This window comes from Peribacillus sp. SIMBA_075 (assembly GCF_046534585.1).
The window spans coordinates 1-23872 of record NZ_JAWRYN010000040.1; the positions used below are offsets into that span (position 1 = coordinate 1).

General features: G+C 36.3%; 31 protein-coding genes and 3 pseudogenes. 7 read left to right on the forward strand and 27 right to left on the reverse strand.

Annotated features, from left to right (window positions below):
• Positions 1 to 74 precede the first annotated feature (74 nt).
• From SB775_RS21525 to SB775_RS21565, 9 genes are all read right to left on the reverse strand, one after another.
• The gene (locus SB775_RS21525; RefSeq protein ID WP_410863202.1) at positions 75 to 971 is read right to left on the reverse strand and encodes a DMT family transporter; all 897 of its coding nucleotides are present in this window, start codon (positions 969 to 971) and stop codon (positions 75 to 77) included.
• A 154-nt stretch (positions 972 to 1125) separates the two neighbouring features.
• A complete protein-coding gene (locus SB775_RS21530; protein WP_410863203.1) occupies positions 1126 to 1329 on the reverse strand; it encodes a zinc ribbon domain-containing protein in 204 nt (67 codons plus the stop codon).
• Between the two features lie 50 nt (positions 1330 to 1379).
• On the reverse strand, positions 1380 to 1790 hold the full coding sequence (locus tag SB775_RS21535) for a DUF2500 domain-containing protein (protein WP_410863205.1): 411 nt from the start codon (positions 1788 to 1790) through the stop codon (positions 1380 to 1382).
• A gap of 257 nt (positions 1791 to 2047) precedes the next feature.
• The gene (locus SB775_RS21540) at positions 2048 to 2590 is read right to left on the reverse strand and encodes a hypothetical protein (protein WP_284469668.1); all 543 of its coding nucleotides are present in this window, start codon (positions 2588 to 2590) and stop codon (positions 2048 to 2050) included.
• On the reverse strand, positions 2574 to 2714 hold the full coding sequence (locus tag SB775_RS21545) for a hypothetical protein (RefSeq protein ID WP_410863206.1): 141 nt from the start codon (positions 2712 to 2714) through the stop codon (positions 2574 to 2576). The genes SB775_RS21540 and SB775_RS21545 overlap by 17 nt, the downstream gene beginning before the upstream one ends.
• Positions 2715 to 2748: 34 nt before the next feature.
• Positions 2749 to 2901: a hypothetical protein gene (locus SB775_RS21550; RefSeq protein ID WP_410863208.1), complete on the reverse strand. Its 153-nt coding sequence runs from the start codon at positions 2899 to 2901 to the stop codon at positions 2749 to 2751.
• Between the two features lie 287 nt (positions 2902 to 3188).
• Positions 3189 to 4148 (reverse strand): ABC transporter permease, encoded by a 960-nt coding sequence (locus SB775_RS21555; protein ID WP_410863209.1) that lies wholly within the window; start codon positions 4146 to 4148, stop codon positions 3189 to 3191.
• Complete coding sequence (locus tag SB775_RS21560) at positions 4145 to 5077, reverse strand: ABC transporter ATP-binding protein (RefSeq protein ID WP_410863211.1); 933 nt, start codon at positions 5075 to 5077, stop codon at positions 4145 to 4147. The genes SB775_RS21555 and SB775_RS21560 overlap by 4 nt, the downstream gene beginning before the upstream one ends.
• A gap of 435 nt (positions 5078 to 5512) precedes the next feature.
• Entirely contained in the window at positions 5513 to 5752 is a 240-nt protein-coding gene (locus SB775_RS21565; protein WP_089364391.1) for a hypothetical protein, read from the reverse strand.
• Positions 5753 to 6799: 1047 nt separating this feature from the next.
• Here SB775_RS21565 and SB775_RS21570 point away from each other — a divergent pair.
• Positions 6800 to 7597 carry a peptidoglycan-binding protein gene (locus SB775_RS21570; protein ID WP_410863213.1) on the forward strand — a complete coding sequence of 266 codons (798 nt, stop codon included), beginning with the start codon at positions 6800 to 6802 and terminating at the stop codon, positions 7595 to 7597.
• Between the two features lie 91 nt (positions 7598 to 7688).
• On the opposite strand, the gene SB775_RS21575 is transcribed toward SB775_RS21570, so the two are convergent.
• Genes SB775_RS21575 through SB775_RS21585 form a run of 3 tightly spaced genes read right to left on the reverse strand, consistent with a single transcriptional unit; the run spans position 7689 to position 9713 of the window.
• On the reverse strand, positions 7689 to 8222 hold the full coding sequence (locus tag SB775_RS21575) for a GNAT family N-acetyltransferase (protein WP_410863215.1): 534 nt from the start codon (positions 8220 to 8222) through the stop codon (positions 7689 to 7691).
• Complete coding sequence (locus tag SB775_RS21580; protein WP_410863217.1) at positions 8203 to 8652, reverse strand: bleomycin resistance protein; 450 nt, start codon at positions 8650 to 8652, stop codon at positions 8203 to 8205. Before SB775_RS21580 ends, SB775_RS21575 begins: the two co-directional genes overlap by 20 nt.
• A 56-nt stretch (positions 8653 to 8708) precedes the next feature.
• Positions 8709 to 9713, reverse strand: a complete 1005-nt coding sequence (locus tag SB775_RS21585; RefSeq protein ID WP_410863219.1) for a phosphotransferase enzyme family protein — start codon at positions 9711 to 9713, stop codon at positions 8709 to 8711.
• Positions 9714 to 10130: 417 nt separating this feature from the next.
• Between SB775_RS21585 and SB775_RS21590 the strand changes: the two genes are divergently transcribed.
• Complete coding sequence (locus SB775_RS21590; RefSeq protein WP_410863221.1) at positions 10131 to 10829, forward strand: Dph6-related ATP pyrophosphatase; 699 nt, start codon at positions 10131 to 10133, stop codon at positions 10827 to 10829.
• Between the two features lie 219 nt (positions 10830 to 11048).
• On the opposite strand, the gene SB775_RS21595 is transcribed toward SB775_RS21590, so the two are convergent.
• Positions 11049 to 11279 carry a hypothetical protein gene (locus tag SB775_RS21595; protein WP_410863223.1) on the reverse strand — a complete coding sequence of 77 codons (231 nt, stop codon included), beginning with the start codon at positions 11277 to 11279 and terminating at the stop codon, positions 11049 to 11051.
• A 67-nt stretch (positions 11280 to 11346) separates the two neighbouring features.
• A complete protein-coding gene (locus SB775_RS21600; protein WP_061464967.1) occupies positions 11347 to 11613 on the reverse strand; it encodes a hypothetical protein in 267 nt (88 codons plus the stop codon).
• A gap of 323 nt (positions 11614 to 11936) precedes the next feature.
• On the opposite strand from SB775_RS21600, the gene SB775_RS21605 reads away from it, so the two are divergent.
• Together SB775_RS21605 and SB775_RS21610 are read left to right on the forward strand one after the other, a co-directional pair.
• Complete coding sequence (locus tag SB775_RS21605) at positions 11937 to 12173, forward strand: hypothetical protein (RefSeq protein WP_410863225.1); 237 nt, start codon at positions 11937 to 11939, stop codon at positions 12171 to 12173.
• Between the two features lie 98 nt (positions 12174 to 12271).
• Positions 12272 to 12599, forward strand: a pseudogene (locus SB775_RS21610) (SDR family oxidoreductase); the annotation flags it as partial.
• A 52-nt stretch (positions 12600 to 12651) separates the two neighbouring features.
• On the opposite strand, the gene SB775_RS21615 reads toward SB775_RS21610, so the two are convergent.
• The 10 genes and pseudogenes from SB775_RS21615 to SB775_RS21660 all read right to left on the reverse strand — a co-directional run bounded on the left by SB775_RS21615 (position 12652) and on the right by SB775_RS21660 (position 19253).
• Positions 12652 to 13071 carry a VOC family protein gene (locus SB775_RS21615; RefSeq protein WP_089364382.1) on the reverse strand — a complete coding sequence of 140 codons (420 nt, stop codon included), beginning with the start codon at positions 13069 to 13071 and terminating at the stop codon, positions 12652 to 12654.
• Positions 13044 to 13247: pseudogene (locus SB775_RS21620) on the reverse strand (hypothetical protein); the annotation flags it as partial. The pseudogene SB775_RS21620 and the gene SB775_RS21615, both read right to left, overlap by 28 nt.
• A gap of 700 nt (positions 13248 to 13947) precedes the next feature.
• The gene (locus SB775_RS21625) at positions 13948 to 15198 is read right to left on the reverse strand and encodes a dicarboxylate/amino acid:cation symporter (RefSeq protein WP_089364379.1); all 1251 of its coding nucleotides are present in this window, start codon (positions 15196 to 15198) and stop codon (positions 13948 to 13950) included.
• A gap of 605 nt (positions 15199 to 15803) precedes the next feature.
• Positions 15804 to 16010, reverse strand: a complete 207-nt coding sequence (locus SB775_RS21630; RefSeq protein WP_410863227.1) for a hypothetical protein — start codon at positions 16008 to 16010, stop codon at positions 15804 to 15806.
• A gap of 48 nt (positions 16011 to 16058) precedes the next feature.
• A complete protein-coding gene (locus SB775_RS21635; RefSeq protein ID WP_061464978.1) occupies positions 16059 to 16262 on the reverse strand; it encodes a helix-turn-helix transcriptional regulator in 204 nt (67 codons plus the stop codon).
• A gap of 12 nt (positions 16263 to 16274) precedes the next feature.
• Positions 16275 to 16673 carry a hypothetical protein gene (locus tag SB775_RS21640; RefSeq protein WP_061464980.1) on the reverse strand — a complete coding sequence of 133 codons (399 nt, stop codon included), beginning with the start codon at positions 16671 to 16673 and terminating at the stop codon, positions 16275 to 16277.
• Between the two features lie 309 nt (positions 16674 to 16982).
• The gene (locus SB775_RS21645; protein ID WP_410863229.1) at positions 16983 to 17354 is read right to left on the reverse strand and encodes a DUF192 domain-containing protein; all 372 of its coding nucleotides are present in this window, start codon (positions 17352 to 17354) and stop codon (positions 16983 to 16985) included.
• Positions 17355 to 17535: 181 nt separating this feature from the next.
• Positions 17536 to 18036, reverse strand: coding sequence for a DUF6584 family protein (locus tag SB775_RS21650; protein ID WP_410863230.1), 501 nt, complete (start codon positions 18034 to 18036; stop codon positions 17536 to 17538).
• A 144-nt stretch (positions 18037 to 18180) separates the two neighbouring features.
• Positions 18181 to 18357 (reverse strand): annotated as a pseudogene (locus SB775_RS21655) (aminoglycoside phosphotransferase); the annotation flags it as partial.
• 44 nt (positions 18358 to 18401) lie between these two features.
• A complete protein-coding gene (locus tag SB775_RS21660) occupies positions 18402 to 19253 on the reverse strand; it encodes a LysR family transcriptional regulator (protein WP_410863231.1) in 852 nt (283 codons plus the stop codon).
• 191 nt (positions 19254 to 19444) lie between these two features.
• Between SB775_RS21660 and SB775_RS21665 the strand changes: the two genes are divergently transcribed.
• The gene (locus tag SB775_RS21665; protein ID WP_410863232.1) at positions 19445 to 20695 is read left to right on the forward strand and encodes an MFS transporter; all 1251 of its coding nucleotides are present in this window, start codon (positions 19445 to 19447) and stop codon (positions 20693 to 20695) included.
• Between the two features lie 239 nt (positions 20696 to 20934).
• On the opposite strand, the gene SB775_RS21670 is transcribed toward SB775_RS21665, so the two are convergent.
• Together SB775_RS21670 and SB775_RS21675 are read right to left on the reverse strand one after the other, a co-directional pair.
• Positions 20935 to 21375 (reverse strand): cell wall hydrolase, encoded by a 441-nt coding sequence (locus SB775_RS21670; RefSeq protein ID WP_061464990.1) that lies wholly within the window; start codon positions 21373 to 21375, stop codon positions 20935 to 20937.
• 244 nt (positions 21376 to 21619) lie between these two features.
• Positions 21620 to 22030, reverse strand: coding sequence for an Lrp/AsnC family transcriptional regulator (locus SB775_RS21675; RefSeq protein ID WP_061464993.1), 411 nt, complete (start codon positions 22028 to 22030; stop codon positions 21620 to 21622).
• 129 nt (positions 22031 to 22159) lie between these two features.
• Between SB775_RS21675 and SB775_RS21680 the strand changes: the two genes are divergently transcribed.
• The gene (locus tag SB775_RS21680; RefSeq protein ID WP_089364372.1) at positions 22160 to 22939 is read left to right on the forward strand and encodes an MBL fold metallo-hydrolase; all 780 of its coding nucleotides are present in this window, start codon (positions 22160 to 22162) and stop codon (positions 22937 to 22939) included.
• Positions 22940 to 22982: 43 nt separating this feature from the next.
• On the forward strand, positions 22983 to 23396 hold the full coding sequence (locus SB775_RS21685) for an ester cyclase (RefSeq protein ID WP_410863234.1): 414 nt from the start codon (positions 22983 to 22985) through the stop codon (positions 23394 to 23396).
• Positions 23397 to 23709: 313 nt separating this feature from the next.
• Here SB775_RS21685 and SB775_RS21690 read toward each other — a convergent pair whose 3' ends face one another.
• On the reverse strand, positions 23710 to 23847 hold the full coding sequence (locus SB775_RS21690; RefSeq protein WP_157830938.1) for a hypothetical protein: 138 nt from the start codon (positions 23845 to 23847) through the stop codon (positions 23710 to 23712).
• Positions 23848 to 23872 lie beyond the last annotated feature (25 nt).

A 23872-nucleotide genomic window follows, 5' to 3' on the forward strand; every position in this document is an offset into this window, starting at 1 on the left:
GTACCGAATGAGAATCGTCTTTTTTTAATTTGATTTACCGTACTAGTTAGAAAAACGTGAGTTTTTCAGCAGCCTCACATTGTGTGCGGCCTTTTTTGCATGACATCCTTTTCAGTCGGTTTTGTCGTCTTAAGTGAATAGACCACCCCAATAAATATCAATGAAATACCCAAGATTTGAATCCTGTCCGGTTGAAATCCTGAAAACAGAATATCTAAAAGGATGGCCACTGCCGGATCGACAAAAATCATGAAAGATACTACATTTGTAGGTAAATGGCGGATACTATTAAAAAACAGAAGATACACGACACCTGTATGGATGATGCCGGTAAGTATAGTATAAAACCATTCGGAAGATTTTAGCGTTGTGTAGACTGAAAAATCGACAAAAGGAATCAGTAATAGAAATCCAATGAACATTTGCAGAAAAGTGGTCGCGTATACACTTGTCTTTGAAATGCTCTTTCCTAAAAGCATGGTTGCCGCATAGAAAAATGCAGCAATGACCCCATAAATAATCCCTTCCCATTCAGGGGTTGATGATCGAAATCCATCTGTTCCCATAATGAATAATGTGCCAATGAAGCAAAGTGAAATGGCCAGGATGGAAAATAAACTCATTTTCTCCCTGAAGATGAAGCTCCCGATAATGAGTACAATGATCGGCGCTAAATGATAAAGCGAAATGGCAATTGTCACCGATATCAGTTCGAAAGATTTAAAGAGGAATATCCAGTTTAACAAGTTGGCCACCGCGCAGAAAATGATGAGCATTATCTCTCTACCATTCCATATTTCGTTCTTGAAATGTCCTGTAATCATCCATGCTGCACATAAGAATATGGCAGCACAAATGCAGCGAACAAAAACCAGTTCCAATGCAGGAAGTCCTGATAGTCCTGAAAAGAAACCGACAGATCCAAAGATCGTCATGGCTAAAGACAGTTGAAGAAGTGCTATTTTATTCATTTAATTTCTCCTTATGAAATCACACATTATTTTACATATAGCTTATACTAAAAAGTAATCCAACCGGTAATGGGCTGAAAGAACTTCATGCATAAATGAAGAAAAAACAAGAATCCCCTTTTCATGAAAAAGGGGATTCTTGTTTTGCAGCTTATCACCCCAGGAATAGATCCAGCAGATTACTGCCTACAGTTGATTGCTTATTATAAAACTCCGAATAACCGCAATTCTTGCAATACACAACCGTAAATTGATTATTCTGGACATCGAACATTTTTGACAATCCTGTTCCAGTCATTGCTACGTCCTTCTTGGCAGCATCATTGCTTCCGCATTTCATACAACCCTTTTCGCTCATGATCCTTCATCTCCTAATTTATCCTAGATTCATTTTAAGTAACTAATTTATTAACAATTCTTCCTAGTAAAATCAATATATCTTGTTCCTTGAAAGGTTAAAGTGCCGACACCCCCTTCTGCAAGAACACCAAAATTCTTTCCTGAAATATGGAATTCTGATCGATCGCCATTCTCAAGTTCAAATGTAATATAATAAGTCGTAGAGGAGCTTTGCGAATGGAGATTGTTATTGTGACCGTATGAATGACCATTCCTAATAGTATTTGTTCGTTTGACTTTCACCATTGCAGGAACAGATAAATGAGGAGATTTCTCGTTCTTCTCCCATTGACTAAGACCAGAGAATATATTAACTATGATCATTATAAAAATGATAACAAAAATAATTCCTATAAATACCGGCGCACCTGTGAAAATCCAACACCGTACATTTGATATTCCTCCTCGCCACGATGACATAATATACGGATAAAATGGAAATAGGTTTCAAATTAATTTAAATTCCTTCCCCTTTACTCCCCTTTGATTAACCTATATTTCCACCATCTATTAAATTGGAGGTGCAGTTCAAAAAAAATGGGACCTTTTTATAACTCTCTCTTTTGGATTGGCTCCCTTTTTTATTTTCAATAGATTTCAAAGTAGGAAAAGTATTTGAAAATAATAGATTAGATAACGATAAGATTCTAATCATTCCTTCCCGGTAAAAAAAAGCATTAAATAACATCTGAATCATCCAATCGTATTTCTGCGACCCTTCCACCTTGAACACACCAAAATTCTAAAGTAATATTCCGTTTATGGTCAATGTAGCCGATAATATCCGCTCCCTGTTCATAACTTTTATAATAATGATCCCCATACTTCGAAAGAACGTCCGCTTTCTTACTTCCTAATTTAATACCTTTGCCTGTTTGAAGGGAACTTTCAAATAGATCGTCATCCGCACTTGAAATGATTAACCGCATTATTTTCCCTTTATCCTCGTCCGAATTGATAGTGGCCGTTTTTAACCCGCCTTTCCAATAATAATAATCATATGCATTGTTATTGTCTTGATCGATGGGTTCTCCATATTCTCTAATAAATTCTGGACTCGATATGTTATCCCAGACTTTATATCCCCCGATAGACTCATCAGACAAGTCCGTTGATTTTGTCAATTTCTCAGAGAATGCCGAGTACACATAGAAACCTAATGTTGTTCCAATAATAATAAGTACGATTACTAACTTACGTTTATCATGCATTTTTCCCATCTCTAAAATCTACTCCATCCATATCGGAAATGAAAATATTGGCTATACCGATTTCCTTATTAAACATTAACCTGACTTGAATAGGACGAATTGTTGGCGCGCAGGACGAATTGTTCATTTTCATTGATCGTCCCTGCTGTAAAACTCAAATGGAGCTACTAACTAGCAAACAGGAAGGAGCTGATCCCCATTATGTATCCTCCGCCTATCCTGATCGCAACGCCAAAAACCGTCCATTGTGATATGTAAATACCTATTAGAAATAAAATGAATCCTATAAATCCAATTAACAGAACCTTTTTTTTATTCATTTTGCACCCCTTGGCCAAAATATCCTTATACTATCTTATACGGATAAAATTGGATAAAAGTTTCATTCTATTACTAAATTGATGATTCATTGAAAGAAAGTCTAGTAAATAAAGTAGTTTCAAAAATTACCTGCGTTTTTTTGCCCATGATAAAAAGGCTGCCGCAGCAACCTTTATCTTGAAGGGGATTTTATCCCATTATTACAAATAGAAAAATTTCATTTTTCTCTCGGCGGCTTCAATAAGAAAAACCGAAATCAGCCACTGATTTCGGTCGTTCCCTCTATTTAATTAGTGATATCTTTTTTCTGGAAGAAGAAGAAAGTTAGCGCTAAAAAGATAAGATAGTAGATGCCAAGTACACCCATCGAGAATCCTAGTGTGGCTCCATCAAACATTTCCATGGTTCCGGAAATATAGCCCCTTAAATCAAGGTGGGGGAATAAGACGAATTTTAACCACTCGTATTTACCGATGAATGATTGAATGACCATATTTAATGTCGAAGAGGCAAATAGGATGAAAATGGATATACCTACTGCAAGTGCTTGGTTTTTAAATAATGTGCTTAACATGAAAGCGATGGTCGTGATGACCAAGAATCCTGGTATCCAGTAAACGATCATGTCCACGAAATATTCTCCGACTACCACCGGACTGAATTCACCGAAAGATGCAGGATCCATTATTTTGTCTGAATACGAACCATTTCCAAAGAATATGATCCCGATTAGATAACTGAATATAAGCAGGCTCGCAAGTAATAACGCCGCAAATAACAGGGAAGTAATATATTTGGAAAGTAGAATCTTCCAACGTTTATAAGGCCTGATCAACAGTTGTTTAATGGTACCATCCGAAAACTCCGAGGAAACTAGCGAGCTGCAAACAATAACGACGAATAAAGTGACAAATGACGTTAATGTTGTAGTCCATTCCGCCATATATGTCCAATTCGTGTTTAAGTCAGGGTTTATATTATCAGCTAAAAGTTGCTTATTTAGATCAATGTCAGCCATGATTTCGGCTTTTTCATCGTCACTGATATCAGTAGCTTCCAGTGCCTTTTGCTGTTCTTGGATATCTGCCTTTAACTCTTGCTTCCAATCCTTACCCGATTCGCCGGCACTTAATTTATAATCGATGACTGCCGCCCCTAATGCTGCCAATAAAAGAAAAGCGATGAATATATATGTTGATACTTTTGAAAAGATTTTCATCCATTCATTTTTTACTAAGGATATCATACAGACTCCCTCATTTCCTGCTCAGTGATTTCAAAGAATTTATCTTCCAGTGATTTTCTAGTAATGCCAATTTCATAGACATCCAGTTCATTTCCATTAAAACTCCTGTTTATATCAGCCGTTTGTTCTCGAGTAGCCGATACGGAGATTGTCTTCGCATCATATTTTAGAATCGTAATATCCACAAACTGTTCTTGAAGGATTTTTTTAGCTAGCTCCCCATCACTGACAGTGAATGAAACTTCATTTACCGTTTCGGTTTTTTCATCTACAATATGTTCTTTCGTATGTATCAGCTTTCCTTTTTCGATAACGGCAAAACTATCACACATCAATTGCATTTCCGATAGTAAATGTGATGAAATCAATATCCCGACGCCTTCACTTGCCAGTACTTTCAAATAATCACGAAACTCACGAATCCCTTGTGGATCCAAGCCATTCGTCGGTTCATCAAAAATCAATAACGACGGTTTATGTAAAATGGCCTGTGCCACGCCAAGGCGCTGACGCATTCCTAATGAATAGGTTTTAACCTTCTTATCGATGGCATGATCCAGTTTGACAAGCTTTATGACCTCTTCTATTCGCTCGTTGGATATGTCATTGGATGACATTCGGGCATAATGCAGGATATTCTTCCTGCCCGTCATGTACTTATAAAACTCCGGGTTTTCAACAATGGCCCCCAATTGATTCATCGCACCTTCGAAATCTTTATCGAGGTCACTGCCATTGATCATGACAGTACCGCCCGTACGGTTGATAAGACCAGTGATCATACGGATGATAGTGGTCTTACCGGCCCCATTCGGACCAAGCAAACCAAAAATTTCATTACTTTTTATTTCAAAGCTGACATTGTCTACAATGGTCGCTTTTCCAATTTTTTTAGTTAAGGATTGAACCTTAAGAACCGTTTCAGACATATAATACCTTCCTTTTTTTATATTTTCCAAAATCACACAAATCCAATATTACCATATTATGCATATTGTTACTATACTGATATTCTTCCATTTGGATAAAAGCATCCCTTGAATCAGCTGCAATCAATAGATTTGAATTTCACCGTTCTTACCGATGGACTACAAGGTTATGGCAGCCTCTCCGACATACCCATTTTCAAAATACCCAATGTTGGTTTCCGTATGCCGCTTCCCTTCCCTATCCTTATTGCGCAATAACATCGAACTCACACTAAAGTCTTCAGCCGGCGTCAGCTACCCGCCCTCATAATTCTCATTATCAATATCACTGCAATGACTTTTTTCATCGAAATAGCTATGTATCGTTTCTTTTTATTACGTTTCCGAATGAATAAAGTTACAGGTTTTTTTATATTAAAGGAAAATTCATGTTAATTATAAATAAAGCAACGTATAGGTAAAGCCGATGGAAATGGCCAGACCCACTGCAAAAAGAAAGATTCTTCTAATAAAAGAAGGGAAAAGTCTATAAACCATCATTAAAATAAAATCGATGAAATTCGTTGGTATTCCAGAGCCGAATTCTTTGACCACTTTCTTGTCACCAAAAACGGCGAACCACATTACAAAAAGACCACATAAAATGAAAATGAAGGAAAAAATCTTAAACCACATTCGATGTCACCCGTTCCTCATAACGATATTGTTTTAGTCTTATCTTAACTGGGTTTTAGGATTCAAGTTTTCAAAATGAATTCTTCAACCCATATGGGAATCCCCTTTGTCCTCACCAAATCTTTCAAATCCGCATTCTTCCGGCACCAGGATAGATCATAAATTATCCTTGACTGCCCGGGCATAAAGAGGACGAACATTTACTTTCGTCAAAAAATTGAGCCCTGTAGCAATTCCTTTACCCCAATATTGCTTCCCAAACCAGTAACTCACTCCTCGGTTAACAATTTTACAGAATATGGTCATTTTTTTTGAATATCCCGATTTGATGTGATATCCTTCCATCGAGTCAAAAACCACTTTGTCTAAACTTTCTAACCCTTCTATGAACAAAAAACAGGCAGTTATTTTTCGTACTCATATAGCTAGTAACCGCGGAAAGCTATCCATGAAAAACTCCATCATTGCTTTTCCTCTAAATTCCAACAACATTCTTCCAGGATACCTTACTAGTATCTGACTGCGCTCCCTCAAGATAACACTAATTGCCATAAAAGAAAGGACTAGCAACAAATTACATGAACAAAACTCCCAAATTAAACTTCACTTAAAATATAACGTTTTTTCATTAAAGCTGTCTTCATTTGGAAGCGGAAACCCTCAACTCCTCGTGATTTCTTGAGTACATATCGTTTTTATTGGAAGAAACCTTTAAAATTTTTCTTATAAAACAGAACGCCATATCTTTGCTTAAAGTCCGTAAATGAAAAGACCTGACTTGAAGGAGCGGATTATTGAAAAAATCTATCCCTCAACGATGTTGCCTGGATTTAGTACACTCAATTCTTTTCCTGATTCTTTTTAATAGAATCCAGAATCCGCTAATTACTAAGGATATGGTAACCCGTTCTCCGCCTCATTTCTTTTCTTTCACTAACATGTTTTAACAATTCCTTAGTGCCTTCGCGGTGTTTTTCCTTATCTGCGCCTAAAAGAGTGATCGTTTAACGAATGGTTTAATTGCAGGAAACAACGAGGAGGATAAACATGAAGAAAATTATAATAACGATCCTAACGGCTTCTGTATTCATTCTAGGAGTTTGCATGCCAACTAAAGGCGAAGCCGCTGCTTTGGATCGCACACTCTCATCAGGAATGAGTAATGGTGATGTAAAGGAACTACAAGAATTATTACTGACAAAAGGGGTTTTTCCCTATTATGAAGCAACAGGTTACTACGGACCGATTACAAAAGAATCCATAAAGAAGTTTCAGGAAAAATCAGGGCTGAAAGCCGATGGAATAGCAGGAACAAAAACGAATCAGAAAATCCAGGTACTGAAAAGCGGGGATATCGGAAGACCTGTAGCTGAACTGCAGAGGCTATTGAAAGCCTCGGATGTTTACACATCAACGATCGATGGAATTTATGGTACAGGTACAAAACAAGCAGTCATGAACTTTCAAAAGCAAAAGGGATTATCCGCTGACGGTATAGCCGGTGCACGGACTTTCAGTAAATTAGAAGAAAGAGCCAGTTTAGCAAGCTCGGCCGTTAAAGAACTGACGGTAACAAGTACTGCATATACAGCGAGCTGCGAAGGATGTTCAGGCACCACAAGAATGGGCGTCGATTTACAAAAATATGATGATGCCAAACTGATAGCAGTCGATCCGAACGTGATTCCGCTAGGCTCCATCGTTGAAGTCGAAGGCTATGGACAAGCAATCGCTGCAGACACGGGCGGCGCGATCAAAGGAAACAGAATCGATGTATTCATCCCAAAAGAAGCGGATGCTTTAACGTGGGGAAGAAAGCAAGTGAAGGTTAAAATAATTAAATGATGCATGACGGAAACATCGTTTTAATATAAAAATAGATACATAACAAAACCGAAAGAGCATGTATGGATCAATTCATGCTCTTTCAGTCTGTTCAAACCAACTTGTACATGATAATATCATCGACGTAATCACTTTCGTTCATCTTAAATTCCTTAATTTTACGGCCTTCTTCAACAAACCCCATACTTTTATAAAGTGATATTGCCCGATGATTTGTTGAAAAAACTCCTAAACTCACCTTTTCAATGAACGGATTGGCTTCTGCCCATTCCAATAATGCTTTAACTAGTTTTTTTCCAATACCCATTCCTCTGAATTTTTCTCTAATCATGATCCCAAATGAGCCCTTGTGAGACATTCTCCTCCTATTTTCCGATTGAAATCCTATCCATCCAATCACTTCACCATTTATTTCGGCCACGATGATGGTTTCTCGTTCATTTTCCAATAACCTTCGTATCCAATCCCTTTGTTGTTCTGGTGTTTTATTAAACTCGTCTGACAACGCAATAAAGTACTCACCTTCGGAAATTACGGAATACTGTACATCCAAAATTGCTTCCGCATCTTTTAATTCACCAGTCCGAATCATATATGTAAGACTATTATTTTTCGTTTCTGACATGCCAATCCCCCTTATAAAGACTGCCCCCACTTGGATTCATTGACTGTGAAAACCTTAGTAAATAACCATCTGGATCTTGAACTAAAATCTCTTTTTTTACAAACACCTCATTATCGCTTTCATAATGGTTTTCCATCATTTCTCTAAATAATTTTATTCCATGCCTTTTTAAAGCAGCCGCCAATTTTTCAACATCTTCAATATCAATTTGAAAATTAATCCCTCTTCCCAATGGAAATTTTAATACTCCTGTATCCCAACTTCCATTTATTTCTTCCAGCATAATTTGCGATTCTCCCAAAGAAAGAAAGGCAAATTTATCATCAAAACGATCATATTCTAAATGAAATCCCAAAATTTCAAGGTAAAATTTTTTCGATTCCCTTATATTCGATACTGATAGTTCAGGTACTAGTGCATTGAACTTCATATTCAGTTAAAGCCTCCTTGTCAGTACCCTCTTTAATGTTCAGATACATCAATCTTTCAATAAATCAGGTTCGAATTGAAGTGAACAATAGGACGGCTTTCCATGATTCTTTGTTCGATTTTCTGAACGGTTTTATATAATTGATCATCCGCATTCTTCAAATCGTACTTTTTATGAAAAAAATTATATAACGTTAGATCCCTTAATTTTAAAAATAGCGGGATCGTATCGTAATCTACAGGTGCGAGTATATTTTCCGTCTCATAACCTTTTATAAAATCCCCCATGAATTTGGCAGCATATCCATCGAGTTCTTTTACACCTTCACGTTCTAAACTCCACATAAGATAATACAGAGGTATGGCCAAGTCGCTCGCTAACCAGTGATAGGAACAGTCATCAAAGTCAAAAACATGAATCTTGCCTACATGGAAATGGAAATTGCCGTTATGGATATCAGAATGAATCAATCCAAAATTATCTTGATGAATTGGAAGTGCATTTAATTTATTCATGATTAATTCTTGCTGGTGCATCACTTGCTCTGGAACATCAGATTGATAGTGCTCCGCATTCAATAATTCTTCTTCATGCCAATCGAGCCTTTTATATTCTGTTTCAGGCTTGTAACTTTTTGTTTTTTTATGCAGGTGGCCTATTGTTCTTCCCCATTCAAAAAATAAATGACCGTCGAAATTTTCATCGGTGACTTTCACCCTTACGCCAGGGGCTTTTTCAAATAAACAACAATAAAAATCTGTGCCATCCAGACCCTTTACAATTTCAACTAAGTTATTTTCAGTCGAAGGGATAACTTTCGGTATTTCACTTCCATTATTCTGTAAGTACTCTATCCACTTTAACTCAGCAAGCACTTGGCCTTTTGAACGATGTGATTGGTGTGTCATTCTTAAGATGTATGGTGTTCCATCCCTGTGAACCTCAAATACGTAGTTCTCTGCATCGCCAAGTTTTACTGAACTCTCTGTACTCACTAGAAAAAAATGCCCGGCCAATTCCACCAATGCATTAGAAAAAATCCGCTCTACCGATGCTTCCATTATCTTCACTCCCATTAATGATGATTTTACTTAGTTAATAAAAAAAAGAATTATAATATGCTTTATACGATATCAAGACGCCTTTTCCCTTTATTTGTATATCATTCTTCTTCTAAATTCTTATGGCAACAAGGCGAAAGATATGTTTATAGTGTTGAAGCGATTACAGATTATCGGCTTTTATTACTCTATCTTCGTTATACAAATGGAACATGTCATGATCCCGTAAAAACTTCGCTTTTATTCATCATTGGAATTTCAGTTTTTTTTGCATCACGATGCAATAATGTCTCATCTGTAAGGTCCGATAGTGATAAAATCAAACAAACAGAGCTATGAAACCTTATATATAAAATATGAAATTGGCTACTAACAGGCATTGTGAAAAAGTCATTAGAATAAAGGGGAAAGATATGAATGGCAGAATTAATCGATTGGAAGAATAGTGCTCGCGGGCATAAATTTATAGCTTCTTTTAGCGGTGGAAAGGATAGCGTCTTAGCCCTATATAAAGCAGTGAAGGTTGGAGAAGCTGTTGGGCTGATCGTCATGATGGAGGAAGAAGGGAAACGTTCCAGATCCCATGGAATGCCTCCGGAACTCATTCGTGCCCAAGCTAAATCAATAGGTTTGCCCGTTTATACTGCAGCTGCAAGTTGGACAGATTATGAAAAAGTATTTATGCGCCTTTTAGAAAAAGCTAAAAATCAAGGGGCAGAAGTGTTAGTAACTGGAGACTTGGATATGCCTGCTCATGGCTGTTGGCACGACAAGGTTACGAAGAATGCTGGATTAAAGCTTGGGATGCCTTTATGGGAGATGAACCATCGTGAAGCTGTCGAAGAGTTCATAAATCTAGGATTTGTAACGAACATTGTAACTGTTAATTTATCACTTGGAATGCGAGAGGACGATTTAGGGCGAACGTTAACCCATGAATACGTGAAGGAGCTTGAAGCTCGTGGTATTGACCCTTGCGGAGAAGGCGGAGAGTTCCATACCACGGTAATAGACGGGCCCATTTTTAAACATCCTATTCCAGTTCGTAAATGTGAGATCATTAAGGACGGAGAATATGCTTTTTTACCTTTGGAGCTAGATCAGAACATAACATAAAAAAGACAGTTTTCATCCAGGATTTCGTGGCCTCGCCTCTGAATTTTCAGATGTAAAACTACTGCGGTTGTGAGGATACCCCTCACAATCTTTTTCTGTTAATTTATTTAGCGGAAAGGCTAATATGAATTTTCTCCATATCGAGCTAGGATTCTTGGCATGACTTAAAAATTCTTTTCACTTCCTGCTTCAAAAAAAACGCCCTATGGGGCGTTAAAATCAAGATTCCTTTTCTTCTTCATTTGCTATTTTATTGAATTTCAAGATGGATTCTTGGATTACTGGATTATTGAATTCTTCTTGGATGGCTGATTGTACAAATGAATCTTCAACATTCGTTACGTCCCAAGCATGAACCATGTAATCTGGATCATTGTTCGAATGCTCTCTGTTATACTCTGAACCTTGCCGACGATTTGATTTACCGTCTTGTTTCTCATTATTCGACAACTATTTTCACCTCTATTAGAGTTCGTAATATTTAAAAGCCCAAATCTGCTAAAAACCTTCCACCATTCTAAAGATCCTGGTCCTTCATTGAAATGGGTGATCCAGTAGAGGTATGTTGATTTACCCAGTCCAGCGACACTTTTGAAACGGCAGGCCACTCAGGTATTTGGGTTTTATGTTGTTCCACCCAGCTCATGCAATATTGCGGGTCTATATTGCTTTCTTCGGATTTTGCCAAGAATGACTGAATTGTAGTTTCCGTACAGTTTTCCCATGATCCACATGTATCCTGCCAAATATTTTCCATTTTATTTTGAATATTTTCGTTAGACATACGGGTTCCTCCTTTAGATAAATGGTTCTTTTATATATCTTAATTAAGTATGTCCAAGGCTAAATAAATCATTACAAAAATTTAAAATAAGGCTTTTCAGCGAAAGAATGAATTAAGACCCGCCAGCTCCCTTCTTCAATCCCTTAAACAGCCAATTGTATTGAAACAAACCAAAAAACGATTCACATTATAAAAACAAACTAGTTTCCAACACCTTCGAATCCTCACTTTTCATCCTGCCGTAATTTTCATTAATTATGTTCCATATATAAAAAGGCTCTGCAGCAACCCGAGATTCAAACTTGAATATAAATGATTGAGACGTGAATTTCGGCAATTTACTCGTAAATTTCATGCGTTTACTCGTGAGTTTCGGCAATTTACTCGTGAATTTCACGCTTTTACTCGTGAATCAGCAATTTACTCGTGAATTTCAGCAGTTTACTCGTGAGTTTCACGCCTTTACTCGTGAGTTTCAGCAATTTACTCGTGAGTTTCATGCGTTTACTCGTGAATTTCACCGATTTACTCGTGAATTTATGTTAAATGAATCAATGTAAAAAAAGCTGATTACTCAGCTCTTTTCCATCGCTATTTCCACTCACGGCGTTTTTCTAAATGAGGAGCGCCTAATTTCTCTTCATAGAAGCGGTGGGCAACATCGATCAATCCGTACAGAGGACATGCAACTTTGATGGATTATACAGCGACAAAAGGGGCAATCGTCGGATTCACACGCAGCCTTGCACAGAATGTGGCTAAAAAAGGGATCCGCGTCAATATGGTGGCACCAGGCCCGATTTGGACTCCGCTAATCCCGGCGACGTTCGACGAACAATCCGTTGCCGAGTTCGGCAGGGCACCGCTTGGCCGCCCTGGACAGCCGGCAGATCATGCGCGCCTATGTACTGCTGGCATCTGATGAAGGTGCTTATATAACAGGACAGTGCATTCACATCAATGGCGGGATCACGATGTCCTCATAAACCCGAAACGACCGAAAAGCATGGTGCTTTTCGGTCCTTTACCGTGTAAAATTTAATTTCCTATTCCTGGCGAATTCATCAATACAATTCTCCAGCCATCCGGATCTTCAATGGTAACACCTGATTTTTCCCAATATGGATTTTCCGGAGAAACCGGTTCATACCCCATACCTTTCAATCTATTCGTGATTTCCTCAATGGTTTTACGTTCAGGAATATAAAAGACGAGCAGATTATCTTGTGATGGGGCCGGACAAGGACTGCCATCTTTATGCTGAGTGAACTCTAAATGATAGCTGGAATCAGGCAGCCCAATCATGATGCCGTCATATCCCTCGTGCCCTTCAAAAGAACCGATTTTTTTCAAACCTAATCCTTCACAATAGAAGTCTACTACCTTCTTGAGTTGATCAGTAGGACGTGCAACGCGGATTTGCGCTACTCTCATTTCTTTTGGCCATTTACTTTCCATTGTCCCATCCCTCTCTGAATCGAATTACGGCGGAAACCCTTATTTGTTAATCGAATTTTCTTCTTTGCAATGGCAGCACCTAAACAACTGAAAAGACAGCCAGCAGCCAAGTAAATGGATGGATCTGATTCACCAATCATCACTGAAACCACACCTCCAATTGCTGGAAATAGGGCAAAATATGTACATAAAGTTAGTCATAATAAAAGGCTCTTTTCGTAAAGATTGTTGTTTTTAAAACGAAACTATTTAAGGTTGATTGGAGCGGAAGTGCGAGACTCCTGCGGGAGCAGCGGGACAGGTGAGACCCCACAGGCGTTTACGGGCGAGCATCTGGAGGGGAAATCAACCACTACTCACTACCTGGTAAATAGCAACAAAGTATGTGAAATTAATAATGAATATTTATAAGTAACAAAATTAAAGAATTAACAAGCATATAAATGTAATAATAAAGAAATATTACTAAGTATAAGGTAATTGTCAATATAAACTGTCCAAAAAAAAAACATACCCGGCGTATCAATAAACAAGACCAATAATGGTTGACTAAGAAAAAAAGCCCTCCAGTTTATTTGGAGAGCATTGACTCAATTCTGGATTGCACTTATGATTTAGCCTTTATAGCTAACTTGTCCAGCTTCAGCCAATTCCTTCAGACCCATAACCATAAATTCAAGCCATGTTCCGATCGAGCAAAGCACGTAAAGGGAATGCCTTTTGTTTAAGGAGTATTGAATGCTTTTTTAGAAATGGTTTTATTTGCCCAAATGTTAAAAGGATGAGGATTCACATTGAAAAAGGGTGAGGTCCGAAGACCATCACCTCAACATTTGACGGGGAACAACAAAACATATATGCTCCTTTATTTTAATCTTATGCCTGAATGCTTGACTGTTCGGTTTGAACTTTATTCCATCCCTCCTGACGGAACTCTTTTTCCCACTTCGAAACCACAATACAAGCGAGAACATGTCCAGGCGTATTACAAGCGGTACGTGCCATATCCAGCACACGGTCAATGCCTGCTATAATTGCGACGCCTTCTGCAGGAAGCCCTACCGCTGAGGCGGTGGCTAAAAGGACAACCAGCGAACCGGATGGAACAGCAGCAATTCCTTTTGAGGTTGCAACAAGAACCCCCATTACAATCAATTGTTGGCCAAAATCCATCGGGATGCCATATGCTTGTGCTAAGAAAATAGAGCAAACAGAAAGGTACAATGTCGAACCATCACAATTCAGTGATAGCCCAGAAGGAATAACGAACGAAACAACACGTTTCGAACAACCGTATGCTTCCATTCGATCCATTAACTGAGGCAGAATGGTTTCCGTACTTGTCGTGGAAAATGCGATGAGGAACAAATCCCATACCATTCGAAACACTTTAAAGTAAGAAATTTTCAAGAACCAAGCAATTATTGGAAACAGTCCGAAAATAACAATAGCAAGCCCTAGATACACAACCCCTATCAACTTTGCCATAGGGATTAAAAGAGCGATACCATACTGTCCAACAGAGGCTGCCATGAGCGAGAGTACACCAATCGGTGCTGTTACCATGACCATTTGTGTCAGTTTAAACATGATATTTGCAACTGATTCCATAAACTTCATTGCCGGCTCTGACTTTTTGCCAATTGCTCCAGCAGCTACACCAAATAGAATAGCGAAGAATATAACAGCTAATAAATCACTTTTTGCCATCGCATCAACAATGTTGCTTGGAATGATGTTAACAAGCATCGTTTTAAAATCGACAACTTTGGTAACGCTTTCATTTAATTGTGTGATATCTTTCTGGGCAAGATGGGACAAATTAAGCCCAGCACCAGGCTTTAAGATGTTAACAAGTAAAAGACCAATACCTAGAATCAGGGTGGTAATAAATTCGAACCAAATAATTGTTTTAAGTCCTAATGAACCCATTTTTTTCATGTTTCCGTCGCCTGATGAACCAATGACAATAGTAGTGAAAACAATAGGCACAACAATCATTTTAATGAGATGAATAAAAGCGTCCCCAATCGGTCTTAAGGATTGGCCAAGTTCAGGAAAAAAATGTCCGATAAGTGCCCCAATAAACAATGCAATTAACACTTGAAAAGCAAAAAACTTTTTCATAGGTTGCCCTCCCTGAACGAAAGATTAATAGCAATCACACAATATTTCAATAAATAGAATAAACTTTCTCTTTTGACTATTGAATGAGAAAGAAGAAATAGCTTTTAATTGTTCCGGCTTATTCCATACAAAACCTCCCTTATAAAAATATTTGTAAATATAGAAAATACTGTATCATTTTTTCAAAAAATAGTAAATTATTGAATTACTATAAAGTTATAAGAATAAATTATTAATCCCGTTACGAATAAAAATTGCACTTCCAACATATGTGCAGCTTTGAAAAAAGATCAATCAAAACATGCGATTATACCAACACTTTATAACGGTGTTACTGCTTTTTTATTTATATTGAAAATAGTATTCTTTAATAATTATAGTATGGTTAAACTACGTATTCCGTCTTTCGTAGAATATATTTACATGCTTCTGTAGCTTTAAAATAACGAACAAAAAGAAAGAGCATGTTTTGAAAAAAGATCAATCAAAACATGCTCTTATTTAATGTGATCGATTCACTTCTTTTATTGAACCTTATTCCACTAAAGCCCATGATAGTTTAAGTGATTTCATTCACAATATTTCAGTAAAAAATTGAAATTCCTTTAGTTCACAATCAATACTACAATCCCTATTATAATACACAGAATTCCACTCAAAAATTGTCCTAATCCTGAAGCTTCTCCCATTAACAGTAAATTGAATATGTTTTTGTTTTTTCGATTTTTTCCAAATAAGCCATCATCTGTTCTCATACGATAAATACCCCAAACTACTAAAACTATCCCAAAAATAAATAATATAAAAAGCATCTACATTCCTCCGTTGTTTGTTTAATATGTGCATCTTTGTGAAATGTACTATTTGTCATCCTCATCGAAAATAAAAGTTTCTTCGATTGATAAATCAAAAACTGAAGCTATTTTATACGCAAGTAGTACAGATGGATTATACTTTTGTTTTTCTAATGAGATGATCGTCCTAGAAGATACACTTACTTTATCAGCTAATTCTTGTTGCGTTATTCCATATTCTATTCGCAATTCTTTTACTCTATTTTTCATAAAGCCTCCTAATTAAAGGACAAGATTGTAATACTTTCTAGACCCAATTTCACTAATTATTAAAGATACTAAGAAAACAAATAATGCAGTATTTGTTGGGATTGCCACAAAATTAGTTAAAAACATAAGAATTAAAATTTCGCATATCACAATATGCAAAGAAAAGCGGGCAACTTTTCCATCAATTAAAGCATCTCTTTCGTCATATTCCTTTGATAATTCCTTTTCTAGTGATTTATTCTTTCGGGATGTAATGTAAGAAATTGTTGAGTACAACAAAAGTATTCCACCTAGGAATACAAAGATATAGCCAAAATTAAAGCTTACTGATGTATCGAGAATCATTCTAATGATTCCAAATATAATTATCAAGGTTGAAACTAAAAAACGCTGTATGAATAGATTTTTCAAACTACCTCTCCTAATCAACTTATTCTCCTCGGGTAAAGTTAACTTCATGTGAAGTTTATTTCACGTGAAGTTAACTTCATAATATACTTTTATAAAACAAACGTCAATCGATAAATAATGCAAAGTATCGCACCATTTTTTATAAACGCCGGCATAAAGAATAAACTTCCTTATAGGCAGCTCCGATCTTCAGCTAACGCATCTGTTTGTTTAAGTGCATTTCTTCACCAATCTATTCAGTGACATTAACCTAAATATCCATAAAAAAATCACCTCACCTTTAAGGACTAGAAGTTAGGTGAGATGAATTCAATCAAACTTTACATAATCCCCTTCTTTGATTTGATTCTTTTCAAACCATCCAAGATTCACTTCAATTGCATAATGATAAGAAAGTCCCGGATCATAGGTAGGGCATTTATCCTCTTTACAAGGTTCCATATCAAGTATTTTCAATATTTCCCCATCTGAATCAAGAAAAGCAATAGATAAAGGAATTAATGTGTTTTTCATCCAAAATCCACTATATATTTTTTCTGAAAACACAAATAACATCCCCTCATTTTCAGGTAATTTCCCAACAAACATTAAGCCCTTTTCTCTTTTTCTTTGAGTATCTGCAACTTGAACGATTAATCTAGTTTCCCTGTTTCCACTGAGTATTTTTATTCTATTTTTCATGTTCACTCACCTTTGAGTATTATTATTAGCAGGAAAGAAACTTGATGTCTTTTTAAAAGAAGTTCATGAGATTGATATTTCCTTTATTCGAAAAAACGTCTTTTTCCCCTAAGAATAAAAAGGAAGAAAGTTGGAGATAAAACGAGAACTAGAAGAAAAAATAACTAGGCAAGATTCTGGATCAAAAAATCCAGTTAAAGAGTGCGTAAACTCCGATTAATGCAAAAATAATTGTTAATATTATTATTGAGAAGCAACCAAAAATAACTAACTTATCTTTGAATGGATCTTCAGGTTCTTCCAGCAAATTTTCTTTAACTTTATTTTGTATAGGGGAAATTACCTGATCTAATTGCAATCTTTTCAAAACTTCACTATCACCTTTAAATTTTATAGCTCTTCCTATTCTGATAGGATCGTTCCCCATAGATTTTTCGAATTGAATACACGCTTTTACCATTTCTGGTGACTTATTCTTTTCTAAATACCAGTATCGACCAGCCATTGAAGGGTATTTTAATGCAAAATATATGTCCCCCAACTTTCTACGGAGGTCTAATTCATTAGGAAAGGTTGAAATTAACCCGTGTAGTCTATCCCGTGCTTTCCCTAAATCATTTTTTTCAATGTCCTCTTCTATCTTCTTTATAGTTTTAACAGGTATCTTATCTATTAAAAACACCTCATTCACCTTTGTACTTTACGGTCTTTATTTCTCGACAGTTCAAAATATTTCCTTTTTTCAACTAAACTGCCCATTTAGTTTCATAAGAAAACAACCTGGCTTATTGAAGTTAGCAACCTTTAGCACAACAAAAACTCCCCATTAAGTCCACTCTTTTCCATGTTCACAAATGAATTTAATATCGTTTTGGTAATGTTCAAGATGCCCTTCATCTATCATCTTTTGAAAAGTAATGTCACCTTCACTGGCTTTTCTTGTAATTGTTTTACATACCCCCTCTAATCGTAGCAATCCTATTTCCAAATACTCTTCTTCTATTCAATACGATCTAACTCTTTGTTTTATACGGTACCCCTTTTTAATTAACCAATCGTCTTCAGAACATTTTTTAATTGTACGATATTGTTCTGTTCGCCTTCGTTCATCTTAAAAACGAAAACGGTATTTATGACATTGTTAAAGCTTAAATTGTAGTAGTGAATGTTTGTATAGTTATATAAGTCTATAAGCTTAGTATTCAATACTGCAATGGTATTGCTGATTTGCAAAAAATCTTGGATACTGCTGATTGATTTTATTTCCTTTAATTTATATGGTATTTGATTATTCTTAAGCCATTCGGTCACAGCTCTTGTATACATACAACCTATACTCAATACGAGCAATGTAATAGGTGTTTTCCAATCAAAATTGATGATATGGTCCTTACTTGAAATGATTTCGAATGTTTCAGTTGCAACGATGTCATAAATTAAGTCTGGATATTTCTTAATAGGTTCACTAATGAGTGCACAATCCAATTCGGAATTGTGCACTTTTTGGTTTATGGCATTACTGGAATCTACAGCGAAATCCACATCCATTTGAATGTCGTTCATATTCAAAGTGTTCGCGATGTGGGCACCATAGATTTTCAAGGTTGTATGTGATGCGCCAAAATCCACCTTAGAGCTAGTTTGGAAGGCACCAATGCTTTGTAAAAATTCTTCGTACTCTTTGGCAATAAGTTGAAGATAGTTTTTATACTGTAATCCTACACTAGTGATTTTCAATCCTTGAGGCGTGCGATTAAAAACAAGTTTGCCAATTTCCGACTCTATTTTTTTCACTTTAGCCGTAAGGGCGGATTGAGTATAGTTCGTGATTTCTGCAGACTTACTTAAATTTTGACGGTTTAATATTTCAATTTTCAATGCTATTTCTTTGATGTTCATATAGTTTGCACACCCTATAAAAAAAATTTATGAACCCTATCATTTTCCTCCATTTTACGCTTCTGGGCGGGCAGAGTAAACTCTAGTTAGCTTAATAAGTAAGGGAGACTAGATAATGTTAGAAGCTAATAATAAGAATATATCCCACCGAATTCTTATTGAACGATACATCAAACATAGGGGGAGCATTAATGCATACATATTATAAATGGTTAATCGTATTGGTGGCCACGTTATCCCAAACTGCAGCAACTTTTGTGACATATGGCATGGGACCCATCGCTGCATTTTATCAAATTGAATGGAATTTAACACCGCTTCAAACAGGCTTCATTGTTTCAGCGGTCAATATTGGGCCGATGTTTTCAATGCTGGCGTTCGGTTACTTGATGGATAAAAAAGGGGAAAAACACATTATCGGGTGGGGGACCATTTTATTGGGGCTCTCAGCTTTAACGCTGGTTTTTGTTAATGATTATATTGTATTGCTGCTTTTATTATTGTTGGTCGGTATATGGTACGGAAGTGCTCAAACCGGTGGAAGCACGGCCATCGTAAAATGGTTTCCAAACGAACATAGAGGGCTGGCTCTAGGGATAAGACAGACGGGAATACCGCTTGGAGGATCTTTAGCCTCTGCAGTTTTATCCTATACATATTATCATTTCAATTTGTCATCAGTTCATTTAGTACAAGGGATCGTAGCAATAATGGGAGGGCTGCTCTTCCTATTATTATATAACGAACCAGAAAGAACGAGTGAAACGGGATCAACCTCGGTCGGGTTCAAGGAGAAAATGAGTGTCATCAAAAATAATAAGGAGTTATATCCGATGTATATAGTAGGTGTTGTGATGATGTCATTACAGATGATTATCATTGCGCATTTTATGAGTTATTTGCACAATGAAGGGGGCTATCCATTAACAGAGGCAGGAAAATATTTAAGCGTCATTTTAATAGGTGGTATGGTTGGACGGGTAGTCATCGCCTGGGCGAGTGATCAATTCTTTGAAGGTCAAAGGGAAAGATTATTGCTTATTGTGATGGCTGTTACCGTAATTCTTACAGTGATGCTGCCGCTCATCATGACTGTTGAAATGGAAATCTTGATGCTATTATTTTGTTTTCTTTTGGGCTTTGTAGCCATTGGTTGGTATTCCATTTTTATTGCTTGTATCACAGAGCAATCGGATTCCCGTTTTATAGGTTTAACGGTGAGTTCAGCATTGACATTAAATCAATTATTCATTGTCATAGCACCCTCTTTATTCGGATTAGTCGTTAATCTATTGAACAGTTATCAACAAGCCCTATATTTGGCCGGAATATCTGTAGCTTTGGGAGCGATTAATTTATATAGAGCAAAAATAAAAAAAAGAATGGATCATGGGATCACCACGAAGTTTGATCAAATTAATACAAACAACCTTGATAAATGAATAAATTGAAAGGGCATGTTTTGAAAAAAGATTAATCAACACATGCCCTTATTCTCTTCAATTGGATTATTCTTTTTTAAAAAATCGATCATTTTTTTGTGTTCCTTAATCAGCTAACGCACTCGTTAGCTGAAGTACAATAATTCACAATCTTACTTTTTTAGATAAAAACTATTACTAAAAGTTTTATATTGTATAAATATTTTAAATATGAAAAAAAGCTTACTCAAAGAGTAAGCTTAACCTCTATAAACACTATCACATGTTGCAGGTTTTGGTTCATAAAAACAATGTTCTTTAAATTGACCAGTTTGAGGTTGATCATACCATGTTGGAGGGCATGGAGCATGTGGATTAAAATACCAAAGAGCATATCTAGCCGGATGCTGTCTCCAGTACTTCAAATTCTGTTCTGCTAATCTTCTTTCAATACCTCTCGCTCTTTGATAAAATACATTCCCTTTTTGAACAGCTTCAAAAGAATAATTTCCTCCTTGTACATGATAAATGACTTGTGGAATTGTTCTTAAACCTTTAAAGTCTAAACAATTAGCTACAAGACGATTTACAATTACATTTCCAACATATAACATTCCTTGTTGTCCTTCTCCTTCGGCTTCTGCTCTCATCATCCTTGCCATTAAGTCAACGTCTGAACTTCGGTAGCTTGCTCTTGCCATTTTTTCCACCCCAAAAATATTATATGAAAAATAGCCTACGGCCATGTCTTTTATTTATGTAATATAAAGTGCTTAGTTATAATAACTTACAGCTTTTAAGTAAAATGAAAACTATTGCATTCTTTTTTCCCTTTATGCAACTAAACTGCGTATAAGAAAAAGCTGCCTTAAAGACAGCTCTGATCTTCAGCTAACGCACCCAGTTAGTTTAAAGTATATTTATTCACAAACTCCCCATATAACACTATTTATTGATAACAATCGATAATTTATAGTTTGCATGCTCGTTTAACCCTTCTAAAAGTTTATTCATTAGTTCATTCGATGGAAATTTACATTCAAGAAGATAACAGCCATCTCCACTGATTTTATAGTTACGTACAAGGTATTGTTCCTGAGTTTTGATGAATGATAAATATGGCTGATGGTTAGTGCTTTGTGTAATGATAGTTAGAAAAGCATGTATATAAAATCCCAATTTGACTTGATTAACTTTAATGCCATATCCCTCAATAACTCCACTATCCTCTAATTTCGCAACTCTGGCTGAAGTAGCTGGACCAGTCAAATGGACTTTCTCACCTAATTTTTTCATCGTGATACGACTGTTCTTGGATAGTTCATCAAGGATATCCATATCCGTCTTATCTAACATTTTAATAATCCTTTCATTAATAAAGTAAAACCGCCAAAAGACTTTGTTTACCCCATGTATTCAGTAGTTAGTCATAGTTTAAACTAAAAGAGTGCTTTAAATCAAAAAAAAGAAAAGGAGTTAATGATTATGAATATAGATCACATTCGTAATGCAACAGCAGTTGTAGAATATGCAGGTAAAAAGTTTTTGATTGATCCAATGTTAGGGGAAAAAGGGACTATGCCGCCTTTTGGAACTGGTGTTGGTTTACCCCCTGCACCAAGAGAAGACCAAAATAATCCTTTGGTAAGCTTACCGACATCCATTGACGATATTATATCTAATATTGATGCTGTCATTGTCACTCATCTGCATCCTGATCACTGGGATGATGCTGCTAAAGAAGCATTGCCAAAAGAAATTAAAATTTTTGCCCAAAATGATAACGATGCGACAGAAATTCGAAGTGCTGGTTTCAAAAATGTGGAGGTTTTAAAAGAGAATACAGTTTTTGAAGGGATTCAATTGATTAAAACAAAAGGCGAGCATGGTAGAGGCGAAATCTTACAGCATGCTGGTCAAGTGTGTGGCGTTGTCTTCAAACACTCAAAAGAGAAAACACTATACTTTACTGGTGATACAGTATGGTATCAAGCAGTTCAAGAAATCATTGATGCACATAAACCGGAAATCATTGTGGTTAATGCAGGAGATAATCAATTCCTTGTGGGTGGTTCTCTTATCATGGGGAAAGAAGATTTATATGAATTGTACAAGGCTGCCCCTGATGCAAAAATCATTGCTGTTCACATGGAAGCTGTAAACCATTGGGGCCTATCTAGAGAAGAATTAAAAAGCTTTATTAACGAAAAAGGAATCTCATCTAATGTGTCAGTTCCTGATGACGGAGAATCTTATTCATTTTAAGGTACAAACGGTTAAGAAATTTTAATTAAGGTGGTTCAATGATATGTCAGGTGAAGCAAATAAAGACTTAGTTCGCCGTTTTTTTGAAACGATTGAAGAAGAGAATTATGATGCACTTAAAGATTTCTGCCATCAAGACTTTGTGTTTTATCCGCAACTTGATACGCCATATCCTGGTGTGGAAGGTCTTATAGAATCAGAAAAGAAAAACTTCGATGCCTTTCCCGACTTTAAAATGCCAATTATATCTTTGGTTGCGGAAGATGATTTAGTAGCAGCCTATTTTATATTCGAAGGCACTCATACCGGCATCCCATTTGTCGGTGTTCCTGCAACCGGAAATAAGGTTAGATTTTCTCTGATGATACTTTTGAGAGTTTCTGAAGGTAAAATTATTGAGCAAAGATCTCATGTTGACATAAATGACATTCTTCGCCAACTTGGCGTTAACTCCTAACTCTTTAAAAGATAATAATTTCTTAACTAGTCAAATTAGCTAATCATGAGACCCTTTAAGGATCTTTGTTATTATTTTAAAAGCTATCAATCTGATGATTTAATAAAAACTATCCTTTTAGTCCGTAATCTGTGTGTCCGCCAGCTCTAATGTCGTTTTCTTTTTTGAATTATTTAAACGTCCGTTTGTTTAATTTACTTGCAATAAAAAAGTGCACAATTCCTCCTTGAATTAGTGCACTTTTTTATATACCTTATTCAACTATTCTGCCCCGTTAGTTAATTAAGAAAAGGCCTAGCAGGAAAGAAAGGAATTAGCCATTTCCTGATAACATAACTAAGTCATACAAGTAATTAACAACCTTACCCATTCTCCAGGCTATTATTGCTGAACTAATTGCAATTACAGCTAAACTCACAACTTTTATTAACTCTAATTTGCCTTTATCCACCTATATCTCTCTTCAACCTGTTTAA